The 24,756-nt window shown below is 52.6% G+C and carries 21 protein-coding genes; 7 read left to right on the forward strand and 14 right to left on the reverse strand.

The annotated features are described in order from the left end of the window. Positions 1-91: 91 nt before the first annotated feature. Positions 92-1,633: an L-lactate MFS transporter gene (locus CKV66_RS08070; protein WP_085362927.1), complete on the reverse strand. Its 1,542-nt coding sequence runs from the start codon at positions 1,631-1,633 to the stop codon at positions 92-94. 407 nt (positions 1,634-2,040) lie between these two features. Between CKV66_RS08070 and nadE the strand changes: the two genes are divergently transcribed. Then, positions 2,041-2,835 (forward strand): NAD(+) synthase, encoded by a 795-nt coding sequence (nadE, locus tag CKV66_RS08075; protein WP_085362928.1) that lies wholly within the window; start codon positions 2,041-2,043, stop codon positions 2,833-2,835. A gap of 295 nt (positions 2,836-3,130) precedes the next feature. On the opposite strand, the gene CKV66_RS08080 is transcribed toward nadE, so the two are convergent. From CKV66_RS08080 to CKV66_RS08095, 4 genes are all read right to left on the reverse strand, one after another. Next, positions 3,131-4,588 (reverse strand): efflux transporter outer membrane subunit, encoded by a 1,458-nt coding sequence (locus CKV66_RS08080; RefSeq protein ID WP_085362929.1) that lies wholly within the window; start codon positions 4,586-4,588, stop codon positions 3,131-3,133. A 150-nt stretch (positions 4,589-4,738) separates the two neighbouring features. Next, complete coding sequence (locus tag CKV66_RS08085) at positions 4,739-5,392, reverse strand: DNA alkylation repair protein (RefSeq protein ID WP_085362930.1); 654 nt, start codon at positions 5,390-5,392, stop codon at positions 4,739-4,741. Between the two features lie 35 nt (positions 5,393-5,427). Then, positions 5,428-5,754, reverse strand: a complete 327-nt coding sequence (locus tag CKV66_RS08090) for a hypothetical protein (RefSeq protein WP_085362931.1) — start codon at positions 5,752-5,754, stop codon at positions 5,428-5,430. Positions 5,755-5,816: 62 nt separating this feature from the next. Further along, positions 5,817-6,569, reverse strand: coding sequence for a methylated-DNA--[protein]-cysteine S-methyltransferase (locus CKV66_RS08095; protein ID WP_085362932.1), 753 nt, complete (start codon positions 6,567-6,569; stop codon positions 5,817-5,819). A 222-nt stretch (positions 6,570-6,791) separates the two neighbouring features. Between CKV66_RS08095 and CKV66_RS08100 the strand changes: the two genes are divergently transcribed. Both CKV66_RS08100 and CKV66_RS08105 read left to right on the forward strand, forming a co-directional pair. Further along, entirely contained in the window at positions 6,792-7,781 is a 990-nt protein-coding gene (locus CKV66_RS08100; RefSeq protein WP_085362933.1) for a nuclease-related domain-containing protein, read from the forward strand. An 80-nt stretch (positions 7,782-7,861) separates the two neighbouring features. Beyond that, the gene (locus CKV66_RS08105; RefSeq protein ID WP_085362934.1) at positions 7,862-8,482 is read left to right on the forward strand and encodes a LysE family translocator; all 621 of its coding nucleotides are present in this window, start codon (positions 7,862-7,864) and stop codon (positions 8,480-8,482) included. 78 nt (positions 8,483-8,560) lie between these two features. Here the strand turns inward: CKV66_RS08105 and CKV66_RS08110 are convergent, their stop codons facing one another. From CKV66_RS08110 to CKV66_RS08150, 9 genes are all read right to left on the reverse strand, one after another. After that, the gene (locus tag CKV66_RS08110; protein WP_085362935.1) at positions 8,561-9,601 is read right to left on the reverse strand and encodes an ACP S-malonyltransferase; all 1,041 of its coding nucleotides are present in this window, start codon (positions 9,599-9,601) and stop codon (positions 8,561-8,563) included. Positions 9,602-9,665: 64 nt separating this feature from the next. Next, entirely contained in the window at positions 9,666-10,787 is a 1,122-nt protein-coding gene (locus CKV66_RS08115) for an ABC-2 transporter permease (protein ID WP_085362936.1), read from the reverse strand. Between the two features lie 235 nt (positions 10,788-11,022). After that, positions 11,023-13,770, reverse strand: coding sequence for a M16 family metallopeptidase (locus tag CKV66_RS08120; protein ID WP_085362937.1), 2,748 nt, complete (start codon positions 13,768-13,770; stop codon positions 11,023-11,025). Between the two features lie 141 nt (positions 13,771-13,911). Further along, on the reverse strand, positions 13,912-14,571 hold the full coding sequence (locus CKV66_RS08125) for a MarC family protein (protein WP_085362938.1): 660 nt from the start codon (positions 14,569-14,571) through the stop codon (positions 13,912-13,914). Positions 14,572-14,638: 67 nt separating this feature from the next. Beyond that, on the reverse strand, positions 14,639-15,745 hold the full coding sequence (gene rodA / locus CKV66_RS08130; RefSeq protein WP_085362939.1) for a rod shape-determining protein RodA: 1,107 nt from the start codon (positions 15,743-15,745) through the stop codon (positions 14,639-14,641). Then, positions 15,742-17,808, reverse strand: coding sequence for a penicillin-binding protein 2 (mrdA, locus tag CKV66_RS08135; RefSeq protein ID WP_085362940.1), 2,067 nt, complete (start codon positions 17,806-17,808; stop codon positions 15,742-15,744). Before mrdA ends, rodA begins: the two co-directional genes overlap by 4 nt. Beyond that, on the reverse strand, positions 17,805-18,308 hold the full coding sequence (mreD, locus tag CKV66_RS08140; RefSeq protein ID WP_054599058.1) for a rod shape-determining protein MreD: 504 nt from the start codon (positions 18,306-18,308) through the stop codon (positions 17,805-17,807). The genes mrdA and mreD overlap by 4 nt, the downstream gene beginning before the upstream one ends. Before the next feature lie 17 nt (positions 18,309-18,325). Next, positions 18,326-19,195, reverse strand: a complete 870-nt coding sequence (gene mreC, locus CKV66_RS08145; protein ID WP_085362941.1) for a rod shape-determining protein MreC — start codon at positions 19,193-19,195, stop codon at positions 18,326-18,328. Positions 19,196-19,234: 39 nt separating this feature from the next. Then, the gene (locus tag CKV66_RS08150) at positions 19,235-20,275 is read right to left on the reverse strand and encodes a rod shape-determining protein (RefSeq protein ID WP_085362942.1); all 1,041 of its coding nucleotides are present in this window, start codon (positions 20,273-20,275) and stop codon (positions 19,235-19,237) included. 223 nt (positions 20,276-20,498) lie between these two features. Between CKV66_RS08150 and gatC the strand changes: the two genes are divergently transcribed. The 4 genes from gatC (at position 20,499) to gatB (ending at position 24,712) form a co-directional block, all read left to right on the forward strand. Continuing rightward, positions 20,499-20,789: an Asp-tRNA(Asn)/Glu-tRNA(Gln) amidotransferase subunit GatC gene (gatC, locus tag CKV66_RS08155; protein WP_054599055.1), complete on the forward strand. Its 291-nt coding sequence runs from the start codon at positions 20,499-20,501 to the stop codon at positions 20,787-20,789. Positions 20,790-20,928: 139 nt separating this feature from the next. Beyond that, entirely contained in the window at positions 20,929-22,383 is a 1,455-nt protein-coding gene (gatA, locus tag CKV66_RS08160) for an Asp-tRNA(Asn)/Glu-tRNA(Gln) amidotransferase subunit GatA (protein ID WP_095197863.1), read from the forward strand. A gap of 21 nt (positions 22,384-22,404) precedes the next feature. Beyond that, positions 22,405-23,256, forward strand: coding sequence for a hypothetical protein (locus tag CKV66_RS08165; RefSeq protein ID WP_085362944.1), 852 nt, complete (start codon positions 22,405-22,407; stop codon positions 23,254-23,256). Between the two features lie 28 nt (positions 23,257-23,284). Continuing rightward, a complete protein-coding gene (gatB, locus tag CKV66_RS08170) occupies positions 23,285-24,712 on the forward strand; it encodes an Asp-tRNA(Asn)/Glu-tRNA(Gln) amidotransferase subunit GatB (protein WP_085362945.1) in 1,428 nt (475 codons plus the stop codon). Positions 24,713-24,756 lie beyond the last annotated feature (44 nt).

Genomic DNA, 24,756 nt, shown 5'->3' on the forward strand with positions numbered 1-24,756 from the left:
TGATGAATAGGAATGAATCGAGGCCGTCTGAAATTGGTTTTCAGACGGCCTCGATTCACTTTTAAAATCAAAGTTCTCCAATGGTAAAAGCCTAGCGGAACAAATCCATCACTTTGGCAAACACCATCACCACGCCGTACAGCAGCGGCACGCCCGCCAACACCCAACGCCACCACACACGCACGCCGCCGTGCGACACTTCTTCTGCCGTGAGATACGCATCGGAAAGCGTGGTTTCATCATCGGGGTTATGGCTTTGCGCCGCGTCTTTCACGCTTTTATCGTGGTGTTTTTCATGCACGGGTTTAACAAGCAGATTGCACACCAAGCCCACCACCAACAGCGCCGCCATGATATACATGGTAATGCTGTAAGCCTGCGCCGCCGGTACGCCGCTGTCAATCTGTCCTTGGCGGATATAGTTAACCAACACGGGACCGAGTACCGCCGCTGCCGACCACGCCAGCAGCAAACGGCCATGAATCGCGCCCACTTGGTAAGTGCCGAACAAGTCTTTCAGATAGGCTGGAATCGCCGCGAAACCGCCGCCGTACATCGACATAATGATGCAGAAACCCACCACAAACAGCGCCTTGCTGCCGCTCTCGCCGATAGACGGAATGGCAAAATAAAGCAGCGAACCCAACACAAAAAATATCGTGTAGGTATTTTTGCGGCCGATTTTGTCGGAAATGCTCGACCAGAAAAAACGGCCGCCCATATTAAACAAGCTCAGCAAACCCACGAAACCGGCTGCCGCCGCCACGCCCACCGCCGCGCCTTGTCCTACCGAAGCCTCGGAAAACAATTCCTGAATCATTACCGAAGCCTGACCCAATACGCCGATGCCCGCCGTTACGTTCAAACACAAAATACAGAAAAGCAGCCAAAACTGCGGCGTTTTAATCGCCTGCGCCGCATTTACATGGCTGCTGCTCACCAATTTCTTGGCCTTCGCCGGCGGCACAAAACCTTCGGGTTTCCAGCCTTCGGCGGGCACGCGGATGGTAAACACGCCGAAGAGCATGAAAATAAAATAGAAAATACCGAGCACAACAAAGGTTTCCGCCACGCCGGTGGAGCTTGCGCTGCCAAACGCGTTCATCAAAGCCACGGATAAAGGCGAGGCCAACATCGCGCCGCCGCCAAATCCCATAATCGCCAAACCCGTTGCCATGCCCGGTTTGTCGGGAAACCATTTCATCAGCGTCGATACCGGCCCGATGTAGCCCAAGCCCAAGCCCACGCCGCCGAGTACGCCGTTGCCCAGATACAGCAGCCACAGATTATGGGTGTAAACGCCCAGCGCCGACACCAAAAATCCCAAGCTGAAACAGCAGGCGGCAACAAACATGGCTTTGCGCGGCCCTACCCGCTCCATCCAAGTGCCGAACATCGCCGCCGATGCGCCCAGCACCGCCAAAGCAATACTGAACACCCAGCCCACCGTAGTCAGCTTCCAGTCGCCCGGAGCCGATTCGGTGATACCGATGATTTTGGTAAGAGGAGCATTAAACACGGAATAGGCATAAATCTGCCCGATAGACAAATGAACCGCCAACGCGGCAGGCGGCACCAGCCACCGGTTGAAGCCGGGTGCGGCCACGGTGTTGGCTTTATCTAAAAAAGACATGAAATTCCTTCGGATGATTGAATGTGCGCGAGATATGAAAAGCAGCTAGTCCGTTGCGCAAAAACACAAACCGCAAAACGCTGCCGTTTCGTCCATACCGTTTTCAGAAACGGCATATTTTATCAAAACATCGCTTCCTTTTACGGAAAACGTCAGTGATTTTATTTACATTCCGATATGCAGCAAATTCATATAACGCCGCCGAGCCTGAGGCCGTCTGAAACTTATCACGCCGATATGGGTCAGAATATGGTTCAGACGGCCTCAAACCGATAAACTGCAACATTATTTCCAAGCATTCCAATGTAAAGCCGCCGCTTTACATTCTTTACTTTCACTTAGATTAAATTTACGTTATATTACGTTTAAGTTTAATCACCAAATATGACAGCCCGAAAGGATACCTTATGCAAACACAAGCCGTTATCGACCATATTGTCGGTTGGTTGAAAGACTACGCAGCCAAAGCTAAAGCCAAAGGCTTTGTGGTAGGCGTATCCGGCGGTGTGGATTCAGCAGTCGTATCCATTTTGGCCGCACGCACCGGCCTGCCGACTTTGGTGCTCGACATGCCCATCCGCCAGAAAGCCGACCAAAGCAGCCGTTCCAAAGCCCATATCGAAAACCTGCACCAGCGCTTTCCCAACGTGCAGAGTATGTATATCGACCTCACGCCTACGTTTGATACTTTCGCCGGAACGGTGGAAGTAAACGAAAGCGACTACCCCGCCAAACAGCTCGCCCTAGCCAACGCCCGCTCACGCCTGCGCATGCTTACCCTTTATTACTACGCACAAATCAACGGCTTTTTAGTGACCGGCACCGGCAATAAAGTAGAAGATTTCGGCGTAGGCTTTTTCACCAAATACGGCGACGGCGGCGTCGATATCAACCCCATCGGCGACCTGCTGAAAACCCAAGTTTACCAACTGGCCTCAACACTCAATGTGATTGAATCCATTCAAGTGGCTGCCCCGACCGACGGCTTGTGGGACACCGACCGCACCGACGAAGAACAAATGGGCGCGACCTACCCCGAGCTGGAATGGGCCATGAGTGTTTACGGCTGGAACCGCCCGGAAGACTTCGAAGGCCGCCAACGCGAAGTTCTGGAAATCTACACCCGCCTGAATCAAGCCATGCAGCATAAGGTTAACCCGATTCCGGTTTGCACCATTCCGCATGATTTGATTTCTTCTTAAGAAACGTCCATAACTTTAAAGGCCGTCTGAAAAAAATATTTCAGACGGCCTTTTACTTAAACAGACATTGGTCGATTGAGAGCGGACAGGTAATCCGCCGCTACGAAAGTTGTTTAAGGCTCCAAAGTTCGCTTGCGTGAAATCCGTTTAACAGTTTTGACAAACCCTGCATAGCTTGTTGTGGCAAACCTGAAAAATTCGCTTTGGCAAAACCTACTGGCGGGTTTTAGCGAAGCTCGCTTTCAGACGGCCTCAAGCATATGGCAAGCCTATCTCAATCAAAACCTTTTGCAGCTCACCCATCAACCCAACCGCCGCCCAACGCCTTATACAAACCGATCAGCATCCGCGCCCGTGCCAGTTGCGATTGAATCAGGTTTTCCTGCATCGCTTCTTCGTTCAGGCGTGCGGTGAGGGCGTTATCGAGCGTTTTCTGGCCGTATTTAAACAGTTTTTCGGCATCGCCCGCCTGTTTTGCCGCCTGTTTGTATGCGGTAACGAGCAAGGTGTTTTGGCGGGTGAGCGCGCTGTGTGCCTGATATGCGCTGTCCACTTCGCCGAGGGCTTTGAGGATGTTTTGGTCGTATTGCAATAAGGCCGTCTGAAGCCGTGCATCGGCGGCGGCGATATTGGCTTTGATGCGCCCGTTGGTGAAAATCGGCACTTTGATGCCCGCTTTGATTAAGCTGCCCCAGCCTTTTAAATCGCTGTCGCTGTCGATACTGATGGTGCCTCTGCCCAAAAATTCGATTGTAAACCGCGGCAGCAAATCGGCTTTGGCGCTGGCGAGCTTGGCGGCATAGGCGTTCACTTGCGCGGCATGGGCGCGGATGTCGGGGCGGCGCTCAAGCAGGCCTTGCGGGGTTTGGCCGCTCGGGGCGACAGGTTGCGCGCTCAAGATGTTGATGCTGCTTGCAGGCAGGGCGAAGGTTTGCGGGGTTTGGCCGGTAAGCACGGCGATGCTGCGTACATGGGCGGCGTATTCCGATTCGATGGTGCTTTGTTTGGCGCGCAAGGCGGTGAGTTTGGCGGCGACTTCGTCCACTTCATAAGCGGTAACGTGGCCTGCTTTGAAACGGCCTTGCACATATTTCGCCAGCCGCTCCACGGTGGCGATATTGCGGTTGACCGACTTCAAACGCGCTTGGGCGGCGCGGGCTTGCAGGTAATGCTCGGCAATTTCGCCACCGATCAGCACTTGCGTGCCGTACACTTCTTCCTGCCTGCCGAGTGCGGCATAAGCGGCGGCATCGGCATCGCTGCGTTTCTGCCCAAAAATATCCGGCTCCCACGACGCGGAAAAACCACCCGTGAGGCTGTTGCCTTTCAACGTGAAACGCTCGCCCGCCAAATCGGCAGCCTGCGGAATCCTGCCCAACAAGGCGCGCTCTTCGTCGCTCAGCGGGTTGCTGATGCGGGCGTTGAGGCGCGATGCTTCCGCGCCCGCGCCAACCGTCGGGCCTTTGTCGGCATCGGCCAAGCGCTCAATGGCGCGCGCTTCGTTCAAACGGCTGCGGGCGATTTGGATATCGTGGTTTTGCTGCAAACCTTGTTCGATTAAGCGGCTGAGTACGGGGTCGTTCCAATGCTGCCACCAGCGGCCGATTTCCGCGCTGCCGCGCGCCGCTTCCGCTTGGCTGAAGGCTTGCGGAATATCGATTTTGCTTTCGAGCGGCACAACGGTGTTTTTGCAGGCGGCGAGCATCAGTGCCAACATCAGGCTGCTTGCAACAGTGTTCAAACGGGGTTTCATGGCTTTTCCTTATCTTTATTTTCAGACAGGCATGGAGGCCGTCTGAAAGCGAGCTGTGCGAGCTTCGCTAAAACCCGCTAGCGGGTTTCGCTAAAGCAAACTTTGTGAGTTTCGCTAAAACGTTTGTGTCGATTACTTCGGTCATGCGGCTTACACATATTTCTCCGCCTCGCGGATACTAAGTTTCACCATACGGCTGCGATACCGTCCGATAAATGCCCGCACCCATTCGGGGTTGGTTTTACTGTAATCGCGCAACGCCCAGCCGATGGCTTTGTTGATGAAAAATTCTTTTTGCTCCAGATTGTTGCAGATAATTTGCTCCAGCAGCGCGGTGTCGGTTTTATCTTTGCGCAAAAGTTGGTGGTCGATGGCGACGCGCCGCAGCCAGATATTGCCGCTGTTGCTCCAATCCAGCAGCACGGCATTGGTTTCGGGGTAAACCAAAGCGATGCCGCCGACAATGCGGTCGAGCACGTCCGCCGTATCCCACCACGATTTTTCGGTAATCAGCTTTTTCAGGTGCGGAATGTCTAGCGGCGTGAGCTTTTTCTGCATGGTTTTCAGATACTCAAGCGCACAGTATTGCAGCTCACGATGCGGATTAGCCCAACATTGTTCGACAAACCGCCAGTCAACTTCTTCTGCCGCCGCATTTTTAAACAACGGCTTGCAGATTTTAGCCAAACGCGGCTTGCTGATGCCGAGATAGTCGAAACGGTGTTTCATATAGGCTTTCATCGGCACGGCGCGTTCGGGGTTGGCTTCGCGGGTAAGGATAGCGAGCAGTTCTTCGTAATTCATCGTATATACACTTTTTCAGACAGGCATTGTGATATCTAGAGAAAATAGGCAGAAACTATGTGTACCAACGCCACTAAAGCCGGGGAAATAACGGCTACAACACCTCTTTTTATATTTACTAAAGAATCAATCGCTTGGATAACACCTGCAACCAACAACCATGCCGTAGCCTGTCCGGGCAACCAAACCAAAACCGCTGCCAAGCCCAAACCAAAAGGAACAGCTCGCGCTGCATACATATGGGGATAATACATAGACAATTCAGGAGAACCAGATAGCCTTTGCGGGGCGAACAGTGCAAATAAACCAAATGCAGCAGAAGCCAAAGCCAAAACGACATTTAAAATAATAAGCCCATTCATGCTGTTACCTTTCTTAACTTTAGTATAGACAAATCATTAGGCAATACTGGCACTTTTATTTTTCAGACAGGCATTGCGCCTTCCAATTCCAACAATGCCTTTTTCCGCGCAAGGCCGCCGCCGTAGCCGGTTAAATCGCCGTTACTGCCGATCACGCGGTGGCACGGTATCAGGATGGAAATTTTGTTCTGCCCGTTGGCAGAAGCTACGGCGCGCACGGCCTGCGGTTTGCCGATGCGTTCCGCCTGCTGCTTGTAGCTGCGGGTTTCGCCGTAAGGAATGCTTTGCAATGCGCGCCAAACTTGCTGCTGAAACGGTGTGCCGACCGGGTCGAGCGGCGTGGCGAAGTTTTTCAGACGGCCTTCAAAATACAGATTCAACTCTTGCTGTAAAGTTTGGCTGTACGCCGTGTCGCGCCACACAAAATCCGCTTGAAATGCTTTTTGCACCGCCAAGAGTTCGCTCTCCAACCTTTTGCACTCGGGAAACTCCAGCAAGCATAAGCCTTGTGTGCCGAATACGGCCAACATCTGCCCCAACGGGGTGGCGTGCACAGAAACCGTCAGCCCGTTGTCGTGTTTGCTGTTGCGTTGTGCCAGCAGGTGTGTGATGCGTTTCAGGCGGATGTACTGCCCGAGCGACATGCCGACGTGCCGCTCGAAATCTTTTTTCAACGCAACCGGTTCGTCTGCCGATTCGAGCGGGTGGTCGCGGTAGGATTCGGGCGGATTTTCCCGTGCGGCCAGCCATGCGGCATAAGCCTGCCACCGTGCGGGAAGCAAGGTTTGCGGATCAGGCAGCCGGCGGATATCCATGGAGTTTCCTTGTGGTTTTCAGGCAGGCAATCTAATAAACAATCAAAAGAACAATTTTTTGATATCAATGTGTTATCCGAGTTCAATATTATATCTGTGCCATTAATTTTCAGACGGCCTGCATAGGCTTTAGAAGCCTGTCAGCCTATTGCTTTCAATCTATCTTTGCTAAAATTATATTCCTTTGAAATAGTAACCAACCCATCCAATAAAGCACCTGTCATGATTATCAAACAAGCACACAACCGGGAACGTGATATCGAGGAGCTAAACACATTATTGGCATTGCCTTATATCGATTCCGATACTAAAGATAAAATCAGCCGTGAAATCAGAAACATCCAATCCGGCATGAAAGGCGAAAAAGAAGCGGCCTACCACATGAATTTCCAATGGACGGAATCTAAAAATTGGATGGTCATCCATGATTTAAGGCTGGAATACAACGGCCATGTAGCCCAAATAGACCATTTGCTGCTTAACCGCTTTATGGAAATTTATGTGTGCGAAAGCAAACGCTTCGGCGAAGGCATTGCCATTAATGAACACGGCGAATTTTCAGCATTTTACAAGGGGAAATCTTATGGCATACCCTCCCCGATAGAGCAAAACAACCATCATATCAAACTGCTTCAAAGACTTTTCGACAGCGACAGCATCGAGCTGCCCATCAGGCTCGGGGTTAAGATGAAACCCAAGCTCATCAGCCTGATTTTAATCGCCAATTCAGCGCGTATTTCACGCCCTAAAAATGAAAAAAGCGTTGAGGGCTTAGACAGAATCATTAAAAACGAGCAAATCGTTAAAAGAATCAACAGAGATATTGATAATGAAAACATCTTTAGCATGGTAAGGTCGGTATCTAAAATCATCTCTCCGGAAACGTTGCAATCATTCGCCGAATCTTTAGCCGCTTTGCACAAGCCATTGGAAATGAATTGGCGGGCAAGGTTCGGTATCAATGAGCCGACTGAACCCGCTCCGGTTAAAGCGGAACATGCTGATCCTGTTCAATCTCAAGATGAGATTCAGCCCCAAGCCGATGTGCGAGATAACGCTCCGAATGCTGCGCCAGCCCGCTTGTTTTGCGCCAGCTGCAAAAAAACGGTTAGCCCCAAAGTGGCACATTTTTGTTGGAGCAACAAAGCCCGCTTTCAAGGCAGGGTGTATTGTTACAACTGCCAAAGAAGTGTCAAAAAACCGGCAGATTAGCCGGTACACATGCCCTTTACACAGCAGGCATGACGGATAAAAATGCACAATCTGCCACGCACCTGAGGTATTAAGACTTAATGAACACGGCCACTTTATTCTACTTTTTCCTCTCCAGCATCCTGATTGCCGCCTTGCCCGGACCGGCGATGATGTTGGTGATTCAAGGTGCGGTAAAAGGTGGTTGGCGCGCAGGCTTGGCGGTTACTTTGGGCATTTTGGCGGCTGATGCGGTGTTGCTGGCAGCGGTTTGCGTGGGTTTGGGCGGGCTGATGGCGGCTTCGCCCAAAATTTTGTTTGCCATGAACGCAGCGGCGGCTTTATATCTGCTTTATCTGGGTGCGCGCTCTTTGTATGAAATACGCAGTATCCGCGGCGGTTTGGTTGAGAGCGGCGGCAACACGGGCTGGAAAACCGGCTTTTTCGTTACCATCATCAACCCGAAAACCATTATTTTTCTGTTAGCTTATTTTCCCCAATTCATCGAACCCTCCGCGCCGCTTTCCGAAACGGCGCAGCTTTTGGTGCTTTCCGCTTTGTTTCTACTGGCCGTTGCCGCGGTGATGCTGGTGTACACGCAGGCGGCTCATGTGGCGCGGAATTATCTGGCCAGGCCGATTGCCCGCCGCGTGATGGCTTTGGTGTTTGGTCTGCTGCTGGTTTATATCGGGGCGGAAGGCTTGATCAGCCTTTTTGTGTAAGGTTTTCAGACAGGCATAGCTTTGCACAATGCCTGTCTGAAAACGGCGCTTTCTTTATCAACTTTAAAACTACGTTTATTACGCACCAAACAACGCGGCCTTGCCTTCTGCGCCGGAAACATCCAGCACTTCTATATTCTCACCGTCCAACACCGCCTGCGTGAGCATGGCCACGCCGCCGGACGGGCCGATTTCCAAAATGCGGCGAACGCCCAGCCCCACCATGCGGCGGCATTCTTCCACCCAGTCGACAGGGTCGGCCAATACATTCTGTGCAATGGCGCGCGCCTGTTCCGCGTCCAAACCGCAAACCGCCGCCCATTCGGCCACTTGCGCCACGGCGGGAGCCAGCAGCGGATGATGGAAGCCGACTTCCACTTCCAGCGGCACAAGCAGCGATTCGGGGGTGAGGCCGTCTGAATCTTTTATCGTAGCCGAAAGCACCTCACACACGCGCCGCACCGATTCCGGCCGCCCGCTGACCACAAAGGCTTCGCGGCTGTTACGCAGGCCGATGCACGGGCGGTCTGCAAGATCGCTTGAACCGGCGGGGAACAGGTTGTCGATAATATCGGCGAGCTGCGCCCGGTTCACCCCCTGTACCATTACCATCGCATGGCCGCCGTTGTGCATGTACAGGCCGGTTTTTCTGCCTTGGAGGGTGGCCGCCGCGCCGATCAGTTCGGCCAATGCCAGAATTTCGGCGGCACGGTGCGGCTCGCTAACCAGATAACGCCCGAGTATGCCTTGCGAATGCCCGATCACGCCCGCCGCTTTGCCGATATCCAGCCCGCGTGCTTGCAATGTGTGCAGATTGGCGATTTGCGAGAGGAAAATGCCGGGCACGCTCACGGCAGCGCGCACCAAGTCAATTTCGCCGTTGCCGTCTGCCCACATAATCGGCACAAAACCCTGCGGCCGTGCGGTGGCAAGTTGTTCCGCCACGTGCGCAATCATTCGGGCGGCGGCATCGGCAATCTTACCTGCTTCTTCCCGCGCGCCTTCGGCCAAAGCCTCGCGCAGCATGCCGATCCAATCAAACCCCTGCCCGGAAAAACACAACGCAAACGGCTCGGTATGTACACGCTCAAGCAGGCGTTTTTGTTCGGTTTCGTTCATTTCTCGCTCCTTTGTATGATGGTTTTCAGAAGGCCTCAGCGGCCTTTGTCCGCATTCTCAACACTCAGCCCTGCTGCTCCAGCATTTTTCTAAACCGCATCAGCGCAAATACCAAAAACAGCAAGCCGGTTAAAGCCATTGCCAACAGTTGCGGCCACACGATGCTGAGGCCGGCATCGCGGAACAGCACGCTCTGTGCAAACCGGATAAACTGCGTGCTCGGCCAATATTCGCTAATCCATTGTGCCGCCTCGGGCATATTGTTGCGCGGCGAGGCCACGCCGGAAAACAGCAGCAGCACCATATACAGCGGAATCATCAAGAGGCCGAACTGCGCCATGCTCGGCGCAATCGTGGCAAGCATCACCGCCAGCGCGGCAATGGAAAACAGATACACGGCCACGCCGAAGCCGTAGAGCATGATGGAGCCGTAAATCGGCACGCCGAGTATGCCTTTCACCACCACCCACATCGCCAATATCGACACCAGCAAAATCATCGCGCTGTTGGCCAGCACTTTCGCCAGCATGATTTCGGCGGCGTTCACCGGCATCACCAGCAAATGCTCGATGGTGCCGTGTTCGCGCTCGCGAATGACTGCCGCGCCCACCAGAATCAGCGCCAGCACCAACACCATATTGCCCAACTCCATCGGCGGCCCGTAATAGCTGCCTTCGGCATTGGCGTTGAAATGCGAACGGATCACCGGCTTCACGGGCAGCCATTTTTCCGCCGACTGCTGCCGCGCAAACTCCGCCGTTTCGCGCTCTAGAATACGGGTCAGATAAGCCGCACCCAAACCTGCCTGCGACATGGCGGTGGCGTCCACTTGCAGCAGCAATTCGGGGCTGCGCCCCATCAGCACATCGCGCTCGAAGTTCGGCGGAATTTCCAAGGTAAAAATGTACTCCCCCTTATCCATGGCCTGATTCACCGCTTCCGCCGCCACTTCTTCCGGCGGCTGGAAGAACGGCTCGCGCACAGCATCGCGCAGGCGGTAGGAAAGCGCCGAACGGTCGCCGTCCACCACCGCCACGGCAGCATTCTTCACGCCCGGGTCGATTTGGGCGGCGGAAAAAATCGTAACCGTAAACATAAACACAATCAGCACCATCAGCACCACGTCGGAAAACAGGCTGCGGAGTTCTTTTTGTGCTAAGTAGAAGATGTTTTTGAAAATTCTCATACAGCGCCTTCGGCTTTTTCAGACGGCCTCATGTTTATCCTTATCATACTCTTGCACACTATCTCCATTAATCTGATTTTCAGCATATATAGCAAAGAAACTTGTCGTGTATCAAAAAAGGCCGTCTGAAAAACAGCTTACCCGTTTTTTCAGACGGCCTTATTCGGCAAATGTTTCACTACCTCTCTATCTTAATAACTGAAGGTGGCGAAACTTTGATAAAACCTCCCTACCCTTACCGGCTCGGATCCACCAGCAACACCCGCGCGTTTTGGGTTGACCACAAGAGCTTGGCAGTTTGGCGTAAACGGGTTTGTATGATGGTTCGGTGCAGCTGCGGCAAGCGGCTCAGATAGCGGGCGTCGCCGTAGTGCCTGTGGCTGGCGGCCAAACGCTCCAGCCACACTTCGGGATTTTGGCGGCGTTTGGCTTCCTGCTCGATAAACAGCTGTTGCAGGTTGTCGGCCTCGGTTTTGGTGAGGTTTTCGGGAAGGCGCTGCAAAATCTGCTGGGCGGTTTCCCATGCTTCGGCGGCCTGCTCGGGCGGCGTGCTGAAGAAGAGGTTGCTTTCCACGCGGTTGTAAACAGGCTCGGGCAAAGCGGCAAACTTGACGCTGTATGTGCTTTGGTTGCGGCTGCGCAATTCGTCTTTCAAACGCGCATTGGCAAGGTTGACCAGCAGCGGAATCTGTTCCGAGGTATCGGGCGTCCAATCATAGAAAGGCTGCCAAGACCACGCATTCACATCGGTGCCGTCGATATCGTTGATGTGAGCGCGGCGCAAGGTCGCCCCTTCCAGCAGCGGCCTGTTAATGTTTTCGGCAGGGCTGCGGGGAATGTCGGCCAGATATTGTGTGAGCAGAGGTATGATTTTTTCAGACGGCATGCTGCTCACAATATAGTAATTCACCGGCTTGGCCGCCAGCCTGCGCCATTGTTGCACGATGTCGTGCTGTGTCACGGCGTGGATTTCGCCGCTGCTTTGAGGGCGGATTTCGGTTTGGCCGTAACGCAGTATCTCCAATTCCTGCTCCTGCTTGCCCGGCACGGATTGCAGATACACCGGCAAGCGCACGGCTGCGGCTTCCAGCTCTGCTTGCCAGCCGTCGGTGGCGGGGGCGGTTTGGCGGCTGCGGTAGAGTTGCAGCAGCATCTCCAAACCGGTTTCGGACACTTGCACATCTACGCTTTGGCGGTCGCTGTCGAGCTGATAACGGTATTGAATGCCGTGTTGACGCTGCCATTGTTTGAAGGCAGCTTTGTCGAAACCTTCGGGAGTGGAGCGGTTCACAATATCGGCCGCCAACTGCGCCTGCCAAGCATTCACGCCGCGTTGCAGATAGCCGGTGTCGGCCACGGCTTTGAAATACAGTTTCTTGCCCGCAACGGCATGATGCAGAATCGCGATGTGGTCGCCGTTGCTGAATTTCAGATAGGTAACGGCGTTGTCTTTATCGTAGCTTTTCGAGACGACGCTGCCCTGCCCTTTGTGCGTAGAGAAAACATTTTTCGCTGCTGCCTTCGGAATAATTCGCTCGGGCGTAACGGGGCGGATATGCGCACGCGTCGGCACTGTTTTTTCAGACGGCATCTTGGCCTTAGATTCGGCAAGCGGCTTATCAGACGCGGTTGTGTTTTGCGGCTCCGACGCTGCCGTCTGCATCATCACGAGTTTGTCGGCCGAATCCAGCCATTCCAAAATGCGGCGATTCACGGCTTGGGCATTCACACGGTAAAGCTGCCCGCGTTCGGCGGCTCTCTGCGCGGCAGAAGGCACACGCTTACCGGCAAGCGCGGTTTCATCGGCCGTCTGAACGATGTTGGGGAAATCGTCGGGCAATGCGTCTTGACGGCTCAAATGGTTGTGCACGATTTTGCGGTAGGCAGCGGTTTCGCTGTCTGACGCGGGCTGCTGTTTCACATTCTCAATCAGGCGGTGCAACGCAGCCAAAGCCTCTTGATGCCCGCCCGGCAGAACATCGGTATAGAAACCGAGCGAGCCTGTTTGCTTGCCGAGATCGCCGAACTTCATGGCCACAGTCCCGCCTTCCGCCTGCAAACGCGTGTTGATAATGTGCGCGGCAAAATTATCCAGCAGCCGCTGATAAAGGCCGGCATCGCTGTTTTCTTGCGACGCGGCATTATTGAAACGGAACACCAGCGACAGTTTGTTTTCGGTATTGTCTTTATCGGTAATATACTGCTGCGGCTGCGCGTGCGGCTTGGGTTCGTATTCGGTGGCATTGCGCACGGGCAGGCTGATCGGTTTCAGACGGCCTAATGCGGCTTCAACGGCAGCGGCGGCTTTTTTGGGATTGATGTCGCCGACGATAACCAGCACGGCATTATTGCTACCGTACCATTTGCCGTGAAAACGGTTTGCCGTAGCAATCTGCGCGTTTTCAATCGCATCGCGGCTGCCGATGGGCGCATAACGGCCGCTGCGCGAGCCGCTGTGCAGCAAGGCGTGATGCCGGCGGCTCAGGCGGTTGGCCAGCGTTTGCTGCTGGCGCCACTCGGCCAAAATCACTTGCTGCTCTTTGTGCCAATCGGCAGGCGAGAAGTTTTGCGGGGAAAGAATCTGCCGGTAAACCGCCAAAGCGTCTTCAAGCTGGCGCCTGCCCTGCGGCGGCGTGAGCAGATAGCGGGTAAAACGGTAGCCGGTTTGGGCGTTGTAGTGGCGGCCGAGCTGCCAGCCTTCCTGATTCAAATGATCCGACAAGCCTTGCGGAAAAGCCGCCGAGCTTTGAAACACCATGTGTTCGGTGATGTGGGCGATGCCTTCCTCGCCGCCGTCTTCATCGGCGGCTCCGGCTTCCACCTGCAAGCGCAAAACCAGCCTGCGTTCGGCGGAAGGCACGTTGAAAATGTGATAAATCAAGCCGTTGTCGAGTTTACCTTCGACATGCTCCACTTTACCCGCGCGTACGAAAGCGGCAGAGAAAAGCACTGCGGCAAGCAGTAAAAAACGTATGAGTCGCATTTTTGTAATGTGTCGGTATTTTATTCGGTCGGTGCCGAAAACAACGGCATCCGTGCTTTTTATTTTTTAATATTGTTCAGGCATGATGCCTGATGTGTTACCGAGGCCGTCTGAAAAGTTTTCAGACGGCCTCAACTTATCTTAAACCGCCAATTGCGGAAACAAGGCTTTCAAGCCAGCCACGATGATTTCTACGGAAACCGCCGCCAGCAGCATGCCCATCACGCGGTTGAGAATGGTCAAACCGGTATCGCCGAGCTTTTTGCTCACATAAGTGGCAGCCATCAACACGCCGTAACAAATCAGGCTGATTACCAAACCTGCCGCCAAAATCATCAGCGTATCGCGGTAATGTTTGGCCGCCGAAGCATAAATAATCACGGTAGAAATGCCGCCCGGCCCGATCATCATCGGAATCGCCAGCGGCACTACGGCAATCGCGCCTATGCTCTGGGCGGCTTTGGGGCGGATGGTAATATCGTTGTCCTCCCCCGTGCCCACATCGGGCTTGGCCGGGTTGTTGCCGCCGTTCATCATCGAAATGGCAATCAGCAGCACCAAAATGCCGCCGCCCACTTGAAACGCGCCGACGCTGATACCGAAAAGCTTCAAGATAGCCCCGCCGGTTAAGCAAAACGCAGTAATCACAATCATCACGGTAGCCGAGGCCACCTGCGCCACTTTGCGGCGCTCCCGCGTGCTGAGGTTGCGGGTTAAATCCAAATAAATCGACAGTGCGCCAAACGGGTTGATCAGCACCATAAACGCCAAAATCAGTTTGCCGATTTCCATGCCTATCATGTGTATTAGCCTTTTTATTGTTGTTTGATATTGTGTTTTCAGACGGCCTCTGCGGCTGCGGAAGCACTCAACGCTGCTGGTTGCCGATGCCCATCAGCAATGCCAGCACCACCATAATCGATAAGGTGGCCGTGCCGCCGTAGCTGACCAGCGGCAAGGGCACGCCCACCACGGGAAGAATGCCGCTGACCATGCCCATATTGACAAAAGCATAGCAGAAAAACGTCATCGTGAGCGCACCGGCTAACGTCCGGCTGTATAAAGTGGGCGCTTTGGCGGCGATGTAGAGGCCGCGCCCCAAAATCAGCAGGTAAATCGCCAGCAGCAACACATTGCCGATTAAACCGAATTCCTCTCCGTACACGGCGAAGATGAAGTCGGTGGTGGCTTCGGGAATGTAGTCCAAATGGGTTTGCGTACCGTTGAGCCAGCCTTTGCCCCAAATACCGCCCGAACCGATGGCAATCATCGACTGCAAAATATGGTAGCCCGCGCCCAGCGGGTCTTTAGTCGGTTCGAGCAGGGTCAGCACGCGCGTTTTTTGGTAGTCGTGCATACCGTAGTTCCAAATCAGCGGCAGCGCGGTCAAAAAGCCGACCAGCGCGGTAAAAATCACTCTCCACGGCAAACCGGCAAAGAAAATCACAAACAGGCCGGAAGCCATAATCAGCGTGGCCGTACCCAAATCGGGCTGCTTCAAAATCAGCACACCGGGAATCATCACCAGCAGCAGCGCGACGACGTAGTGATACCAGCGCAACGACATTTCGTATTTCTGAAAATACCACGCCACCATCATCGGCAAAGCTATTTTCATGATTTCAGACGGCTGTATGCGCCCGATACCGATATTCAGCCAGCGGGTCGAGCCGTTGACCGTTACGCCGAAAAAATGCACGCCCAACAGCAACACCACGCCCAAGGCATACATGGGCGGCGCAAATGCGGATAAGGTCTGCGGCTTCGCCCGTGCGATAAACCACAGCAGGATAAACGCCAATACCGTGTGTACGGTTTTGTTTTCAAGCTGGCCGATTTCCTGCCCGTCGGCGGAATACAGCAAAAACAGGCTCATGATGTAAATTGCCAACATGGCATAAAACAGCCACGGATCCATAGGCTCCCACACCACGCGCCGGATTCTGCCCAACAGTGTTTCTTCATTCATATTCATGGTGCTGCTCCCGAGGCCGTCTGAACGCCTGCCGCACTTTGATAAGCCTGTCGGAACGGCGACGGCTCCGACTGCATCAACGGCGCACTTGATGCAGTCAGCAGCGCATGGCTTGATGCTTGATTGAGATGAGGCTCCGAGGCCGTCTGAATCACTGCATCTTTGCCCGCCTTCCCCCCCTGCAAGGTCAGCAGGTAATAATCGCTCAACGCACGGGCCAAAGGCGCAGCATTGGCACCCCAACCGCCGTTTTCCAGCAATACCGCAATCGCAATCTGCGGCTGCTCCACCGGCGCGAAAGAAATAAACCAAGCGTGGTCGCGGTGTTGTTCGGCCAATGCCGCCGCATTGTAACGCGCACCCTGCTTAATCTGTACCACTTGCGCCGTGCCGGTTTTGCCGCCCATGGTGTATTGCAGGCCGTGACTGATGCGCCGCGCCGTACCGCCCTGCAACACTTTGGCCATCGCCTCTTTGATATATTCGAAGTTTTCGCGTTTAAACGGAATCGTGCGCTCGGGTTTGGGATCAATCAGCGTAATTTCACGGCGTTCGTGGTCGAGCAATTCTTTTACCAAATGCGGGCGGTACACCACGCCGTTGTTGGCTAGAGAGGCCGTGGCATGGGCCATCTGAAGCGGCGTGTAGGCATTGTAGCCCTGCCCGATGCTCACCGATACCATCTCGGCAGGGTTCCACTCGCGCGCTTTCGGGTCTTTAGACTTGGCAAAACGCTTGGCTTTCCATTCGCGCGAAGGCAGCACGCCTTTGTATTCGTGCGGCAAATCGATACCCGTTGGCGAGCCTAAACCGAATTCGGCCAAATAAGGTGAGGTTTTATCAATCCCTACTTCATAGCCCAAGCGGTAGAAAAACGTATCGGAAGAAACCTGAATGGCCTTGCTCAAATTGGCCGAACCATGCCCGCTGCGCACCGAATCGCGGAACAAATGACGCGAACCGGGAATGCTCCACGCGCCCGGCGCCGGCACAACCGTGGTTTGGGTAATCTTGCCGTTTTCGAGCAAAGCCATACCCATAAACGGTTTGAATGTAGAACCGGGAGGATACAAGCCCTGCGTTACGCGGTTAATCAGCGGTTTTTGCCAATCTTCGTTCAAAGCTTTCCATGTGTCGCTGTCGATGCCGTCGATAAATAAATTGGGGTCGAAAGACGGTTTGGACACAAACGCCAACACGCCTCCGGTTTGCGGATTGATGGCCACAACCGCACCGCGGCGGCCGTCCATCAGGCGGTCTGCTTCCTGCTGCAAACGGATGTCCATTGCCAAACGCAAAGTCTGGCCGGTTTTGGGCGGAACGGTTTTCATCACACGCACCACGTTGCCATAAGCGTCTTTTTCCACTTCCTGATAACCGGGAGAACCGTGCAGCTGGCGTTCGTAAAAGCTTTCCAAACCCGATTTGCCGATATGGGTGCTGCCGCGATAAAGTGCAGACAGATTTTCTTCGTCGAGTTTTTTCTGATCACGGTCGCTGATGCGGCCGATATAGCCGAGAAAATGTGCCGTCAATTCAGGATAACGGTAGGCACGGAAGGTGCGGGCATTGATTTCCACGCCTTTGAAGCGGTAAAGCTGGGCCGCCAAACGCGCCGCTTCATCGGGATGGAGTTTTAATTTAAGGGGAATGTTTTCGTAAGAACGGAATTCTGCACGGAATTTTTTAAAACGCTTCAAGTCGCCCGGCGTAATATCCACATAAGGACGTAACGATTCGATTAAACCTTCTATTTTGCCCTCTATTTTTCCCGGCACGATTTCAAGCGAATAAGCGGGATAATTGTGCGCCAATACCACGCCGTTAACATCAACGATTTCACCGCGTATCGGTGCCGTGGGCACCAGCGAAATACGGTTGGTATTGGCTTGAACCACATAATCTTGATGCTTGAATACCTGAAGGTACACAAAGCGTGCCAGCAACACCGAGAAAAAAACGGTAATCAGCACAAAGGCCAGCACCAGCCGCAATCTGAAATCGCGCTGGCGTCGGGCAATATCATGGTTGTGGTCGTAGGGCCGGTAAGTATGGTTGTTCATCGGCGTAAACGGCGGGAGTTAAGAATAGACAGCATCATTTTGCTTAAGAGCGGCCACAGCAAAGCACCTACGAAAGGGCCGACAAACGCCGGCCACTCGGCAAAACGCTGATCGTGCATCAAACGCACCACCGCCAACACGGCTTGGCTGCACAACAAAGCCGCCAACACAACAACGGCCTGAAAGCCGTAATGGTAAAGCACAATCTGCCTTTGATGATGCTGGATAAAAAACACCATCACCATATAAGCCAGCGCATGCTGGCCCAATAACGAAGCGGTGCCGATATCTACCAGCAGCCCTACTGCAAAGGCTATGCCGATACCTACAGTTTGCGGTTTGTGCAATGCCCAATACAGCAAAACCAATGCCGTAAATTCGGGCAGCCAAAAAAACACTTCAAACGGAAACGGCATAAAATCCAGCAACATGGCAAGCACGAAGCTGGATACGATGATGCTCGCCGGCACACGGTTGTGAAAATCTTCAAAATCAGTCATAACAAGACTTGATAGACTTAAGAGGAAGTTTGGGCGGCCTGTTCAGACGGCACGGCCTGCCCGGCTTGTTGAGGAATGACCAGCACATACTTACTGCTGCGGAAGCCGGCCAAAGGCGAAAGTGATACGCGGTAGTAAGGCGTTCCTGCGGCATGCGCCACCTGTTCTATTTTAGCAACGGGAATGCCTTCCGGATATACGCTGTCCAAACCCGAGGTCAACAGCACGTCGCCGGCACGCAAATCGGCATCGGCAGGAAAATAACGCAGGCTTACGGCACTGCCGCTGCCGTAAAGCAGGCTGCGCACGCCCGTGCGCGCCACCGCTACCGGAATCACGGTTTTGCCGTTGGTAACCAAAGTCAGCTCAGCGTTCAACGGATACACTTGCGTAACCTGCCCCATCAAGCCGCTGCCGTCAATCACGGCATCTCCGGCACGCAGGCCGTGCGTGCTGCCTTTATTCAGAATCAGTTTGTCGGAAAGCGGGTCTTTGCCGTTGGAAACGATTTCCGCTCCGCCCGTGATGCGTATACCCTGCTGTTGCAAACCTTGCAGTTTTTTCAATTCCGCCAAATCTCGCGCGTGCAGCTTGGATTGCTCGAGTATCAGTTTCAGACGGCCGTTCTCTTCGTTTAAACGTTTGTTGTCCGCCATCAAGGCAGATTGCGACTGCATGAAACCGTTTACATAACGGTAAAGATGCACCGGCTGGTTGGCCAGCCACTGCAAAGGATACAGCGCGGTAGCCACATAGCCTTTGGCATGTTGAACTGCGGCATAGCGGCTGTCGAGCATCATCAAAGCCACGCACACAATCGACAGCACAATCAATTTGCTGGCAGGCTTCATGCCCTTTTGGGCAAAGTTCAAAGAAGGTTCGGACATTGTTCAGACGGCATCCTGATGGTTCGGATTGATTCGATATTAAGGATTGACCACAAAAATCGAATTCAGTTTGCCTATCATATCCAAAGCCTTACCCGAACCGCGTGCCACGCAGGTTAACGGATCTTCGGCAATCATCACCGGCAAACCGGTTTCTTCGGCCAGCAGGCGGTCCAAACCTTTCAGCAACGCCCCGCCGCCGGTCAGCACCAAACCGCGCTCGGCAATGTCCGCACCCAATTCGGGCGGCGTTTGCTCCAACGCATTTTTTACCGACTGCACGATTTGGTTTAAAGGCTCGGTTAATGCTTCCAACACTTCATTCGAGCTGATGGTAAAAGCCCGCGGAATGCCTTCGGCCAAATTGCGGCCTTTCACTTCGATTTCGTTTACTTCCATACCCGGAAAAGCCGAGCCGATTTTGGTTTTGATTTCTTCGGCGGTTGCTTCCCCGATCAACATACCGTAATTACGGCGCACATAATTGATAATGCTTTCGTCAAACGCATCGCCGCCCACACGGATGGAATGCGAATATACTACGCCCGAAAGTGAAATCACACCCACTTCGGTTGTTCCGCCGCCGATATCCACCACCATACAGCCGGTTGCTTCTTCAATCGGCAAACCGGCACCAATTGCCGCCGCCATCGGTTCTTCAATCAGGTTAACCGAAGATGCACCCGCTGCCGAAGCCGAATCACGAATGGCTTTGCGCTCCACTTGGGTAGAACCGCACGGCACGCAGATAACGATACGCGGCGGCGCGGCAAAGCGGCTGTTATTCACTTTTTTGATAAACTGTTTCAACATTTTTTCAGTCACGTTGAAATCAGCAATCACACCGTCTTTCATCGGGCGGATGGCCTGAATGCTGCCCGGCGTCCGACCCAGCATTTTTTTAGCTTCCGCACCCACCGCCAAAATCGCACTCTTGCCGTGCGCCGCATCCGTCTGCATCGCCACAACCGAAGGCTCGTCCAAAACGATACCCTTGTTACGGATATAAATCAGCGTGTTGGCCGTGCCCAAATCAATCGCAAGATCGTTGGAAAAATAGCGTGTTAAAAAGCGAAACATAAATATGTCCTGGATTATGGTGTCTGGTTAAACAAGTAAGAAAGATAGAGCATCGCATTTCAGACGGCCGCATACTGTTACAAACAGTCGAAAAGCACTAAAATCGCCATGCCGAAAGATAGGGTTTTCGGTTATAATTCTCCGCCGAACGGATGAATAATCAGATAAACGCGTAATAATACCCTAGTTTGGGTATTTGCTGAATTAAATTTAAGGATTTTTTATGGCCCTGACCTTGAGCGATGTGGAAAAAATTGCCAAACTTTCCCGCCTGAGCCTGACAGATGCTGAAAAAGCGCAAAACCTTCAAGAATTGAACGACATATTTTCATTGGTTGAAAAAATGCAATCGGTAAATACCGAAGGCATCGAACCGATGGCCCATCCTCACGAAGTTGCCCTGCGTTTGCGTGAAGACAAAGTAACCGAAACCGACCATGCCGCCGAATACCAAGCCGTTGCCCCCGAAGTGCGCAACCGCCTGTATATCGTTCCCCAAGTTATCGAAGAATAACCGGCACATAAAACACATTTCTTACGGTTAATCAAACCGCCTGTGTGAAACACATACTGTTAATGTAATAGCAATATTTTCAGACGGCCTCCCACCAGCTAACATTTAAGGCCGTCTGAATCATACGGTTGAATATAAAATGACCCAATACACCTTAAAACAAGCCAGCGAATTGCTGCAAGCCAAAAAAATTTCCGCCACCGAGCTGGCGCAAGAATATCTCAACGCCATCGACGCCCGAAACCCCGCGATCAACGGTTACACCACTCTGAATAAAGAATTAACGCTTGCCGAAGCCAAGGCCGCCGACGAACGTTTGGCCGCCGGAAACGCAGGCATCCTCACCGGCGTACCCATTGCCTTTAAAGACATCTTCTGCCAACAAGGTTGGAGAAGCGCGTGTTCCAGCAAAATGCTCGACAACTTCGTTTCCCCCTACACCGCCACCGTCGTACAAAACCTGCTCAACGAAGGCATGGTAACTCTTGGTCGCACCAATATGGACGAATTCGCCATGGGTTCCACCAACGAAACCTCGTTTGACGGCACCACTAAAAATCCGTGGAATTTAGAAAACGTGCCCGGCGGCTCTTCCGGCGGTTCCGCAGCCGTTATCGCCGCCCGTTTGGCACCTGCCGCATTAGGCTCCGACACTGGCGGCTCCATCCGCCAGCCTGCTTCGCATTGCGGCATTACCGGCATCAAACCCACCTACGGCATCGTTTCCCGTTTCGGCATGGTGGCTTACGCATCCAGCTTCGACCAAGCCGGCCCGATGGCACAAACCGCCGAAGACTGCGCCATTCTGCTGAATGCCATGGCAAGCTTCGACGAACGCGATTCCACCAGCTTGGAACGCGCCAAAGAAGACTACACCCGCAACTTAAACCAACCCCTTAAAGGCTTGAAAGTCGGCCTGCCCAAAGAATACTTCGGCGAAGGCATGAGCGCAGACGTACAAAAAGCCATTCAAGCGGCCATCGACCTGCTCAAAGCACAAGGCGCAGAAATGGTAGAAGTAAGCCTGCCGCAAACCGAGCTTTCCATCCCCGCATATTATGTTTTGACCTCGGCCGAAGCCAGCACCAACTTATCTCGCTACGACGGCGTACGTTACGGGCACCGCGCCGCCCAATTCGGCGACTTGGAAGAAATGTACAGCAACACCCGCGCCGAAGGCTTCGGCAGCGAAGTCAAACGCCGCATCATGATCGGCACCTACGTTTTGAGCCACGGCTATTACGACGCCTACTACCTCAAAGCCCAAAAACTGCGCCGTTTGGTCACCAACGATTTTCAGACGGCCTTACAGCAATGCGACATCATCCTCGCACCTACCGCACCCACCGCCGCGCCCAAACTGAACAGCAACATTAACGACCCCGTGCAGATGTACCTTTCCGACATCTACACCATCGCCGTCAACCTCGCCGGCCTTCCCGCCATGACCCTGCCCGCAGGTTTCTCTTCAGACGGCATGCCGATTGGCGTGCAATTGATTGGCAATTATTTCGCCGAAGCGAAATTGCTGGGCGTGGCGCATCAGATGCAGCTGGAAAGTGATTGGCACACCAAGGTACCGCTTGACTATTGATATAAAACGGATATTTAAACAATGAAATTAATTTCAATAGATTCAACAGGTTTGAAAAATTTAGGTATCAGTGAAGTCCAAATACAAAATTTAATAGCAGAAAATCCAACCATTCTAGGTCTGGGTGATTTAGTTTTACGTGATAAAGAACGTCGGCAAGCTAACGCAGGACGTTTAGATTTATTACTTGAAGATCCTGATACAAAAAAGCGTTTTGAAGTTGAAATTCAATTAGGTAAAACTGATGAAAGTCATATTATTCGAACAATTGAATATTGGGATATTGAAAGGAAACGTTATCCTCAATACAAACATACAGCTGTTATTGTAGCTGAAGAGATTAATGCTAGGTTTTTTAATGTGATACAACTATTTAATGGAAATATTCCATTAATTGCACTAAAAATGTCTGCATATCAAATGCATGATCAAAATATCATTACCTTTACTAAAGTTTTAGATGAAATAGAGCTTGGCTTAATTGATGAAGATGAAGAAAAAGTTGAAGTAACTGATCTTGAATACTGGAAACAACGAGGAACCCCCGCAACAATCCAGCTATTAAATGAAATTTTCACTTTGGTAAGAGAAATTGAACCAACAGCTACCCCTAAATACAATAAATATTATATTGGAACAGCATTAAATGGTGGAATAGTTCGCAACTTCGTTTATTTTCGTGTTCGCAAATCTTTCGTTCTTGTAGAACTAAAGTTGGAAAAAACGGAAGAAATTGATATAAAAATTAATTCATTATTTGATATGTCTTACGATGGCACATATAGGATACAAGTAACTTCTGATTTTTCTGAAGAACAAAAAGCTTTATTAAAAGAGCTAATTTATTTAGCAAAAGAACAGTATAACCGATAATTTTATTTATATTCATAAGGATTTTTCCATGACCTGGGAAACCGTAATCGGACTGGAAATCCACGTCCAATTAAATACCAAATCCAAAATTTTCAGCGGTGCTTCCACTGCTTTCGGTGCCGAGCCGAATGCACATGCCAGTGTGGTGGAATGTGCTTTGCCGGGAGTGTTGCCGGTGATGAACCGCGAGGTGGTGGAAAAGGCCATCAAGCTCGGTTTGGCTTTGGATGCGAAAATCAACCAAAAAAACGTGTTCGACCGTAAAAACTACTTCTACCCCGATTTGCCCAAAGGCTATCAAATCAGCCAGTTGGATTTGCCGATTGTGGAACACGGCAAATTGGAAATTGTGGTGGGCGATGAAGTCAAAACCATCAACGTTACCCGTGCGCACATGGAAGAAGATGCGGGCAAATCGGTGCACGAAGGCTTGAGCGGCGCAACGGGCATCGACCTCAACCGCGCCGGCACGCCTCTGTTGGAAGTGGTTTCCGAGCCGGAAATGCGTTCTGCCGCCGAGGCTGTGGCTTATGCCAAAGCTTTGCACGGCTTGGTAACGTGGCTGGATATTTGCGACGGCAATATGGCGGAGGGTTCGTTCCGCATTGATGCCAACGTATCGGTGCGCCCGAAAGGCCAGCAGGAATTCGGTACTCGCCGTGAAATCAAAAACTTAAACTCTTTCCGCTTTTTAGAGCAGGCGATTAATTATGAAGTGGAAAGCCAAATCGAGATTATCGAAGACGGTGGCAAAGTGCAGCAGGCAACCATGCTGTTCGACCCCGATAAGGGCGAAACCCGCGTGATGCGCCTGAAAGAAGACGCGCACGACTACCGCTATTTCCCCGACCCCGATTTATTGCCGGTGATGATTTCAGACGGACAGCTTCAAAAAGCGAAAGACGAAATGCCTGAGCTGCCGTCTGAAATGGCACAGCGTTTCGTAGCCGATTTCGGCGTGAGCGACTACGATGCCCGTTTGTTAACCGCCAGCCGCTCTCAAGCCGCTTTCTTTGAAACCGCCGCCCAAGCCAGCGGACAAGGTAAATTAGTAGCGAACTGGATGAACGGCGAATTGGCCGCTACATTGAACAAAGAAGCTTTAAGCCTGTCTGAAAGCCCGATTCAAGCCGACCGCCTGGTCGGATTGGTGGCGAAAATCGCCGACGGCACATTAAGTAACAAACTCGCCAAACAGGTGTTTGAAGCGATGTGGGGCAGCGATTTGGATGCCGAGGCCATTATCGAGCGCGACGGTTTGAAACAGATGACCGACACCGGCGCGATTGAAAAAATCATCGACGAAGTGTTGGCCAACAACGCCAAATCGGTAGAAGAATTCAAAGCAGGTAAGGAAAAAGCCTTTAACGCGCTGGTGGGTCAAGTGATGAAAGCCAGCAAAGGCAAAGCCAATCCGCAACAGGTGCAGGAATTGCTGAAAGCGAAACTGGTTTGATTGCGTAGCATCTAAAGAGGCCGTCTGAAAATTTTCAGACGGCC

It is taken from the genome of Neisseria zoodegmatis, from assembly GCF_900187305.1.
Classification (GTDB): domain Bacteria; phylum Pseudomonadota; class Gammaproteobacteria; order Burkholderiales; family Neisseriaceae; genus Neisseria; species Neisseria zoodegmatis.

Bases quoted from the DNA above. Each gene is read 5' to 3' on its own strand.
- CKV66_RS08070 (WP_085362927.1), bottom strand. From the start codon at position 1,633: ATGTCTTTTTTAGATAAAGCCAACACCGTGGCCGCACCCGGCTTCAAC.
- nadE (WP_085362928.1), top strand. From the start codon at position 2,041: ATGCAAACACAAGCCGTTATCGACCATATTGTCGGTTGGTTGAAAGAC.
- CKV66_RS08080 (WP_085362929.1), bottom strand. From the start codon at position 4,588: ATGAAACCCCGTTTGAACACTGTTGCAAGCAGCCTGATGTTGGCACTG.
- CKV66_RS08085 (WP_085362930.1), bottom strand. From the start codon at position 5,392: ATGAATTACGAAGAACTGCTCGCTATCCTTACCCGCGAAGCCAACCCC.
- CKV66_RS08090 (WP_085362931.1), bottom strand. From the start codon at position 5,754: ATGAATGGGCTTATTATTTTAAATGTCGTTTTGGCTTTGGCTTCTGCT.
- CKV66_RS08095 (WP_085362932.1), bottom strand. From the start codon at position 6,569: ATGGATATCCGCCGGCTGCCTGATCCGCAAACCTTGCTTCCCGCACGG.
- CKV66_RS08100 (WP_085362933.1), top strand. From the start codon at position 6,792: ATGATTATCAAACAAGCACACAACCGGGAACGTGATATCGAGGAGCTA.
- CKV66_RS08105 (WP_085362934.1), top strand. From the start codon at position 7,862: ATGAACACGGCCACTTTATTCTACTTTTTCCTCTCCAGCATCCTGATT.
- CKV66_RS08110 (WP_085362935.1), bottom strand. From the start codon at position 9,601: ATGAACGAAACCGAACAAAAACGCCTGCTTGAGCGTGTACATACCGAG.
- CKV66_RS08115 (WP_085362936.1), bottom strand. From the start codon at position 10,787: ATGAGAATTTTCAAAAACATCTTCTACTTAGCACAAAAAGAACTCCGC.
- CKV66_RS08120 (WP_085362937.1), bottom strand. From the start codon at position 13,770: ATGCGACTCATACGTTTTTTACTGCTTGCCGCAGTGCTTTTCTCTGCC.
- CKV66_RS08125 (WP_085362938.1), bottom strand. From the start codon at position 14,571: ATGATAGGCATGGAAATCGGCAAACTGATTTTGGCGTTTATGGTGCTG.
- rodA (WP_085362939.1), bottom strand. From the start codon at position 15,745: ATGAATATGAATGAAGAAACACTGTTGGGCAGAATCCGGCGCGTGGTG.
- mrdA (WP_085362940.1), bottom strand. From the start codon at position 17,808: ATGAACAACCATACTTACCGGCCCTACGACCACAACCATGATATTGCC.
- mreD (WP_054599058.1), bottom strand. From the start codon at position 18,308: ATGACTGATTTTGAAGATTTTCACAACCGTGTGCCGGCGAGCATCATC.
- mreC (WP_085362941.1), bottom strand. From the start codon at position 19,195: ATGTCCGAACCTTCTTTGAACTTTGCCCAAAAGGGCATGAAGCCTGCC.
- CKV66_RS08150 (WP_085362942.1), bottom strand. From the start codon at position 20,275: ATGTTTCGCTTTTTAACACGCTATTTTTCCAACGATCTTGCGATTGAT.
- gatC (WP_054599055.1), top strand. From the start codon at position 20,499: ATGGCCCTGACCTTGAGCGATGTGGAAAAAATTGCCAAACTTTCCCGC.
- gatA (WP_095197863.1), top strand. From the start codon at position 20,929: ATGACCCAATACACCTTAAAACAAGCCAGCGAATTGCTGCAAGCCAAA.
- CKV66_RS08165 (WP_085362944.1), top strand. From the start codon at position 22,405: ATGAAATTAATTTCAATAGATTCAACAGGTTTGAAAAATTTAGGTATC.
- gatB (WP_085362945.1), top strand. From the start codon at position 23,285: ATGACCTGGGAAACCGTAATCGGACTGGAAATCCACGTCCAATTAAAT.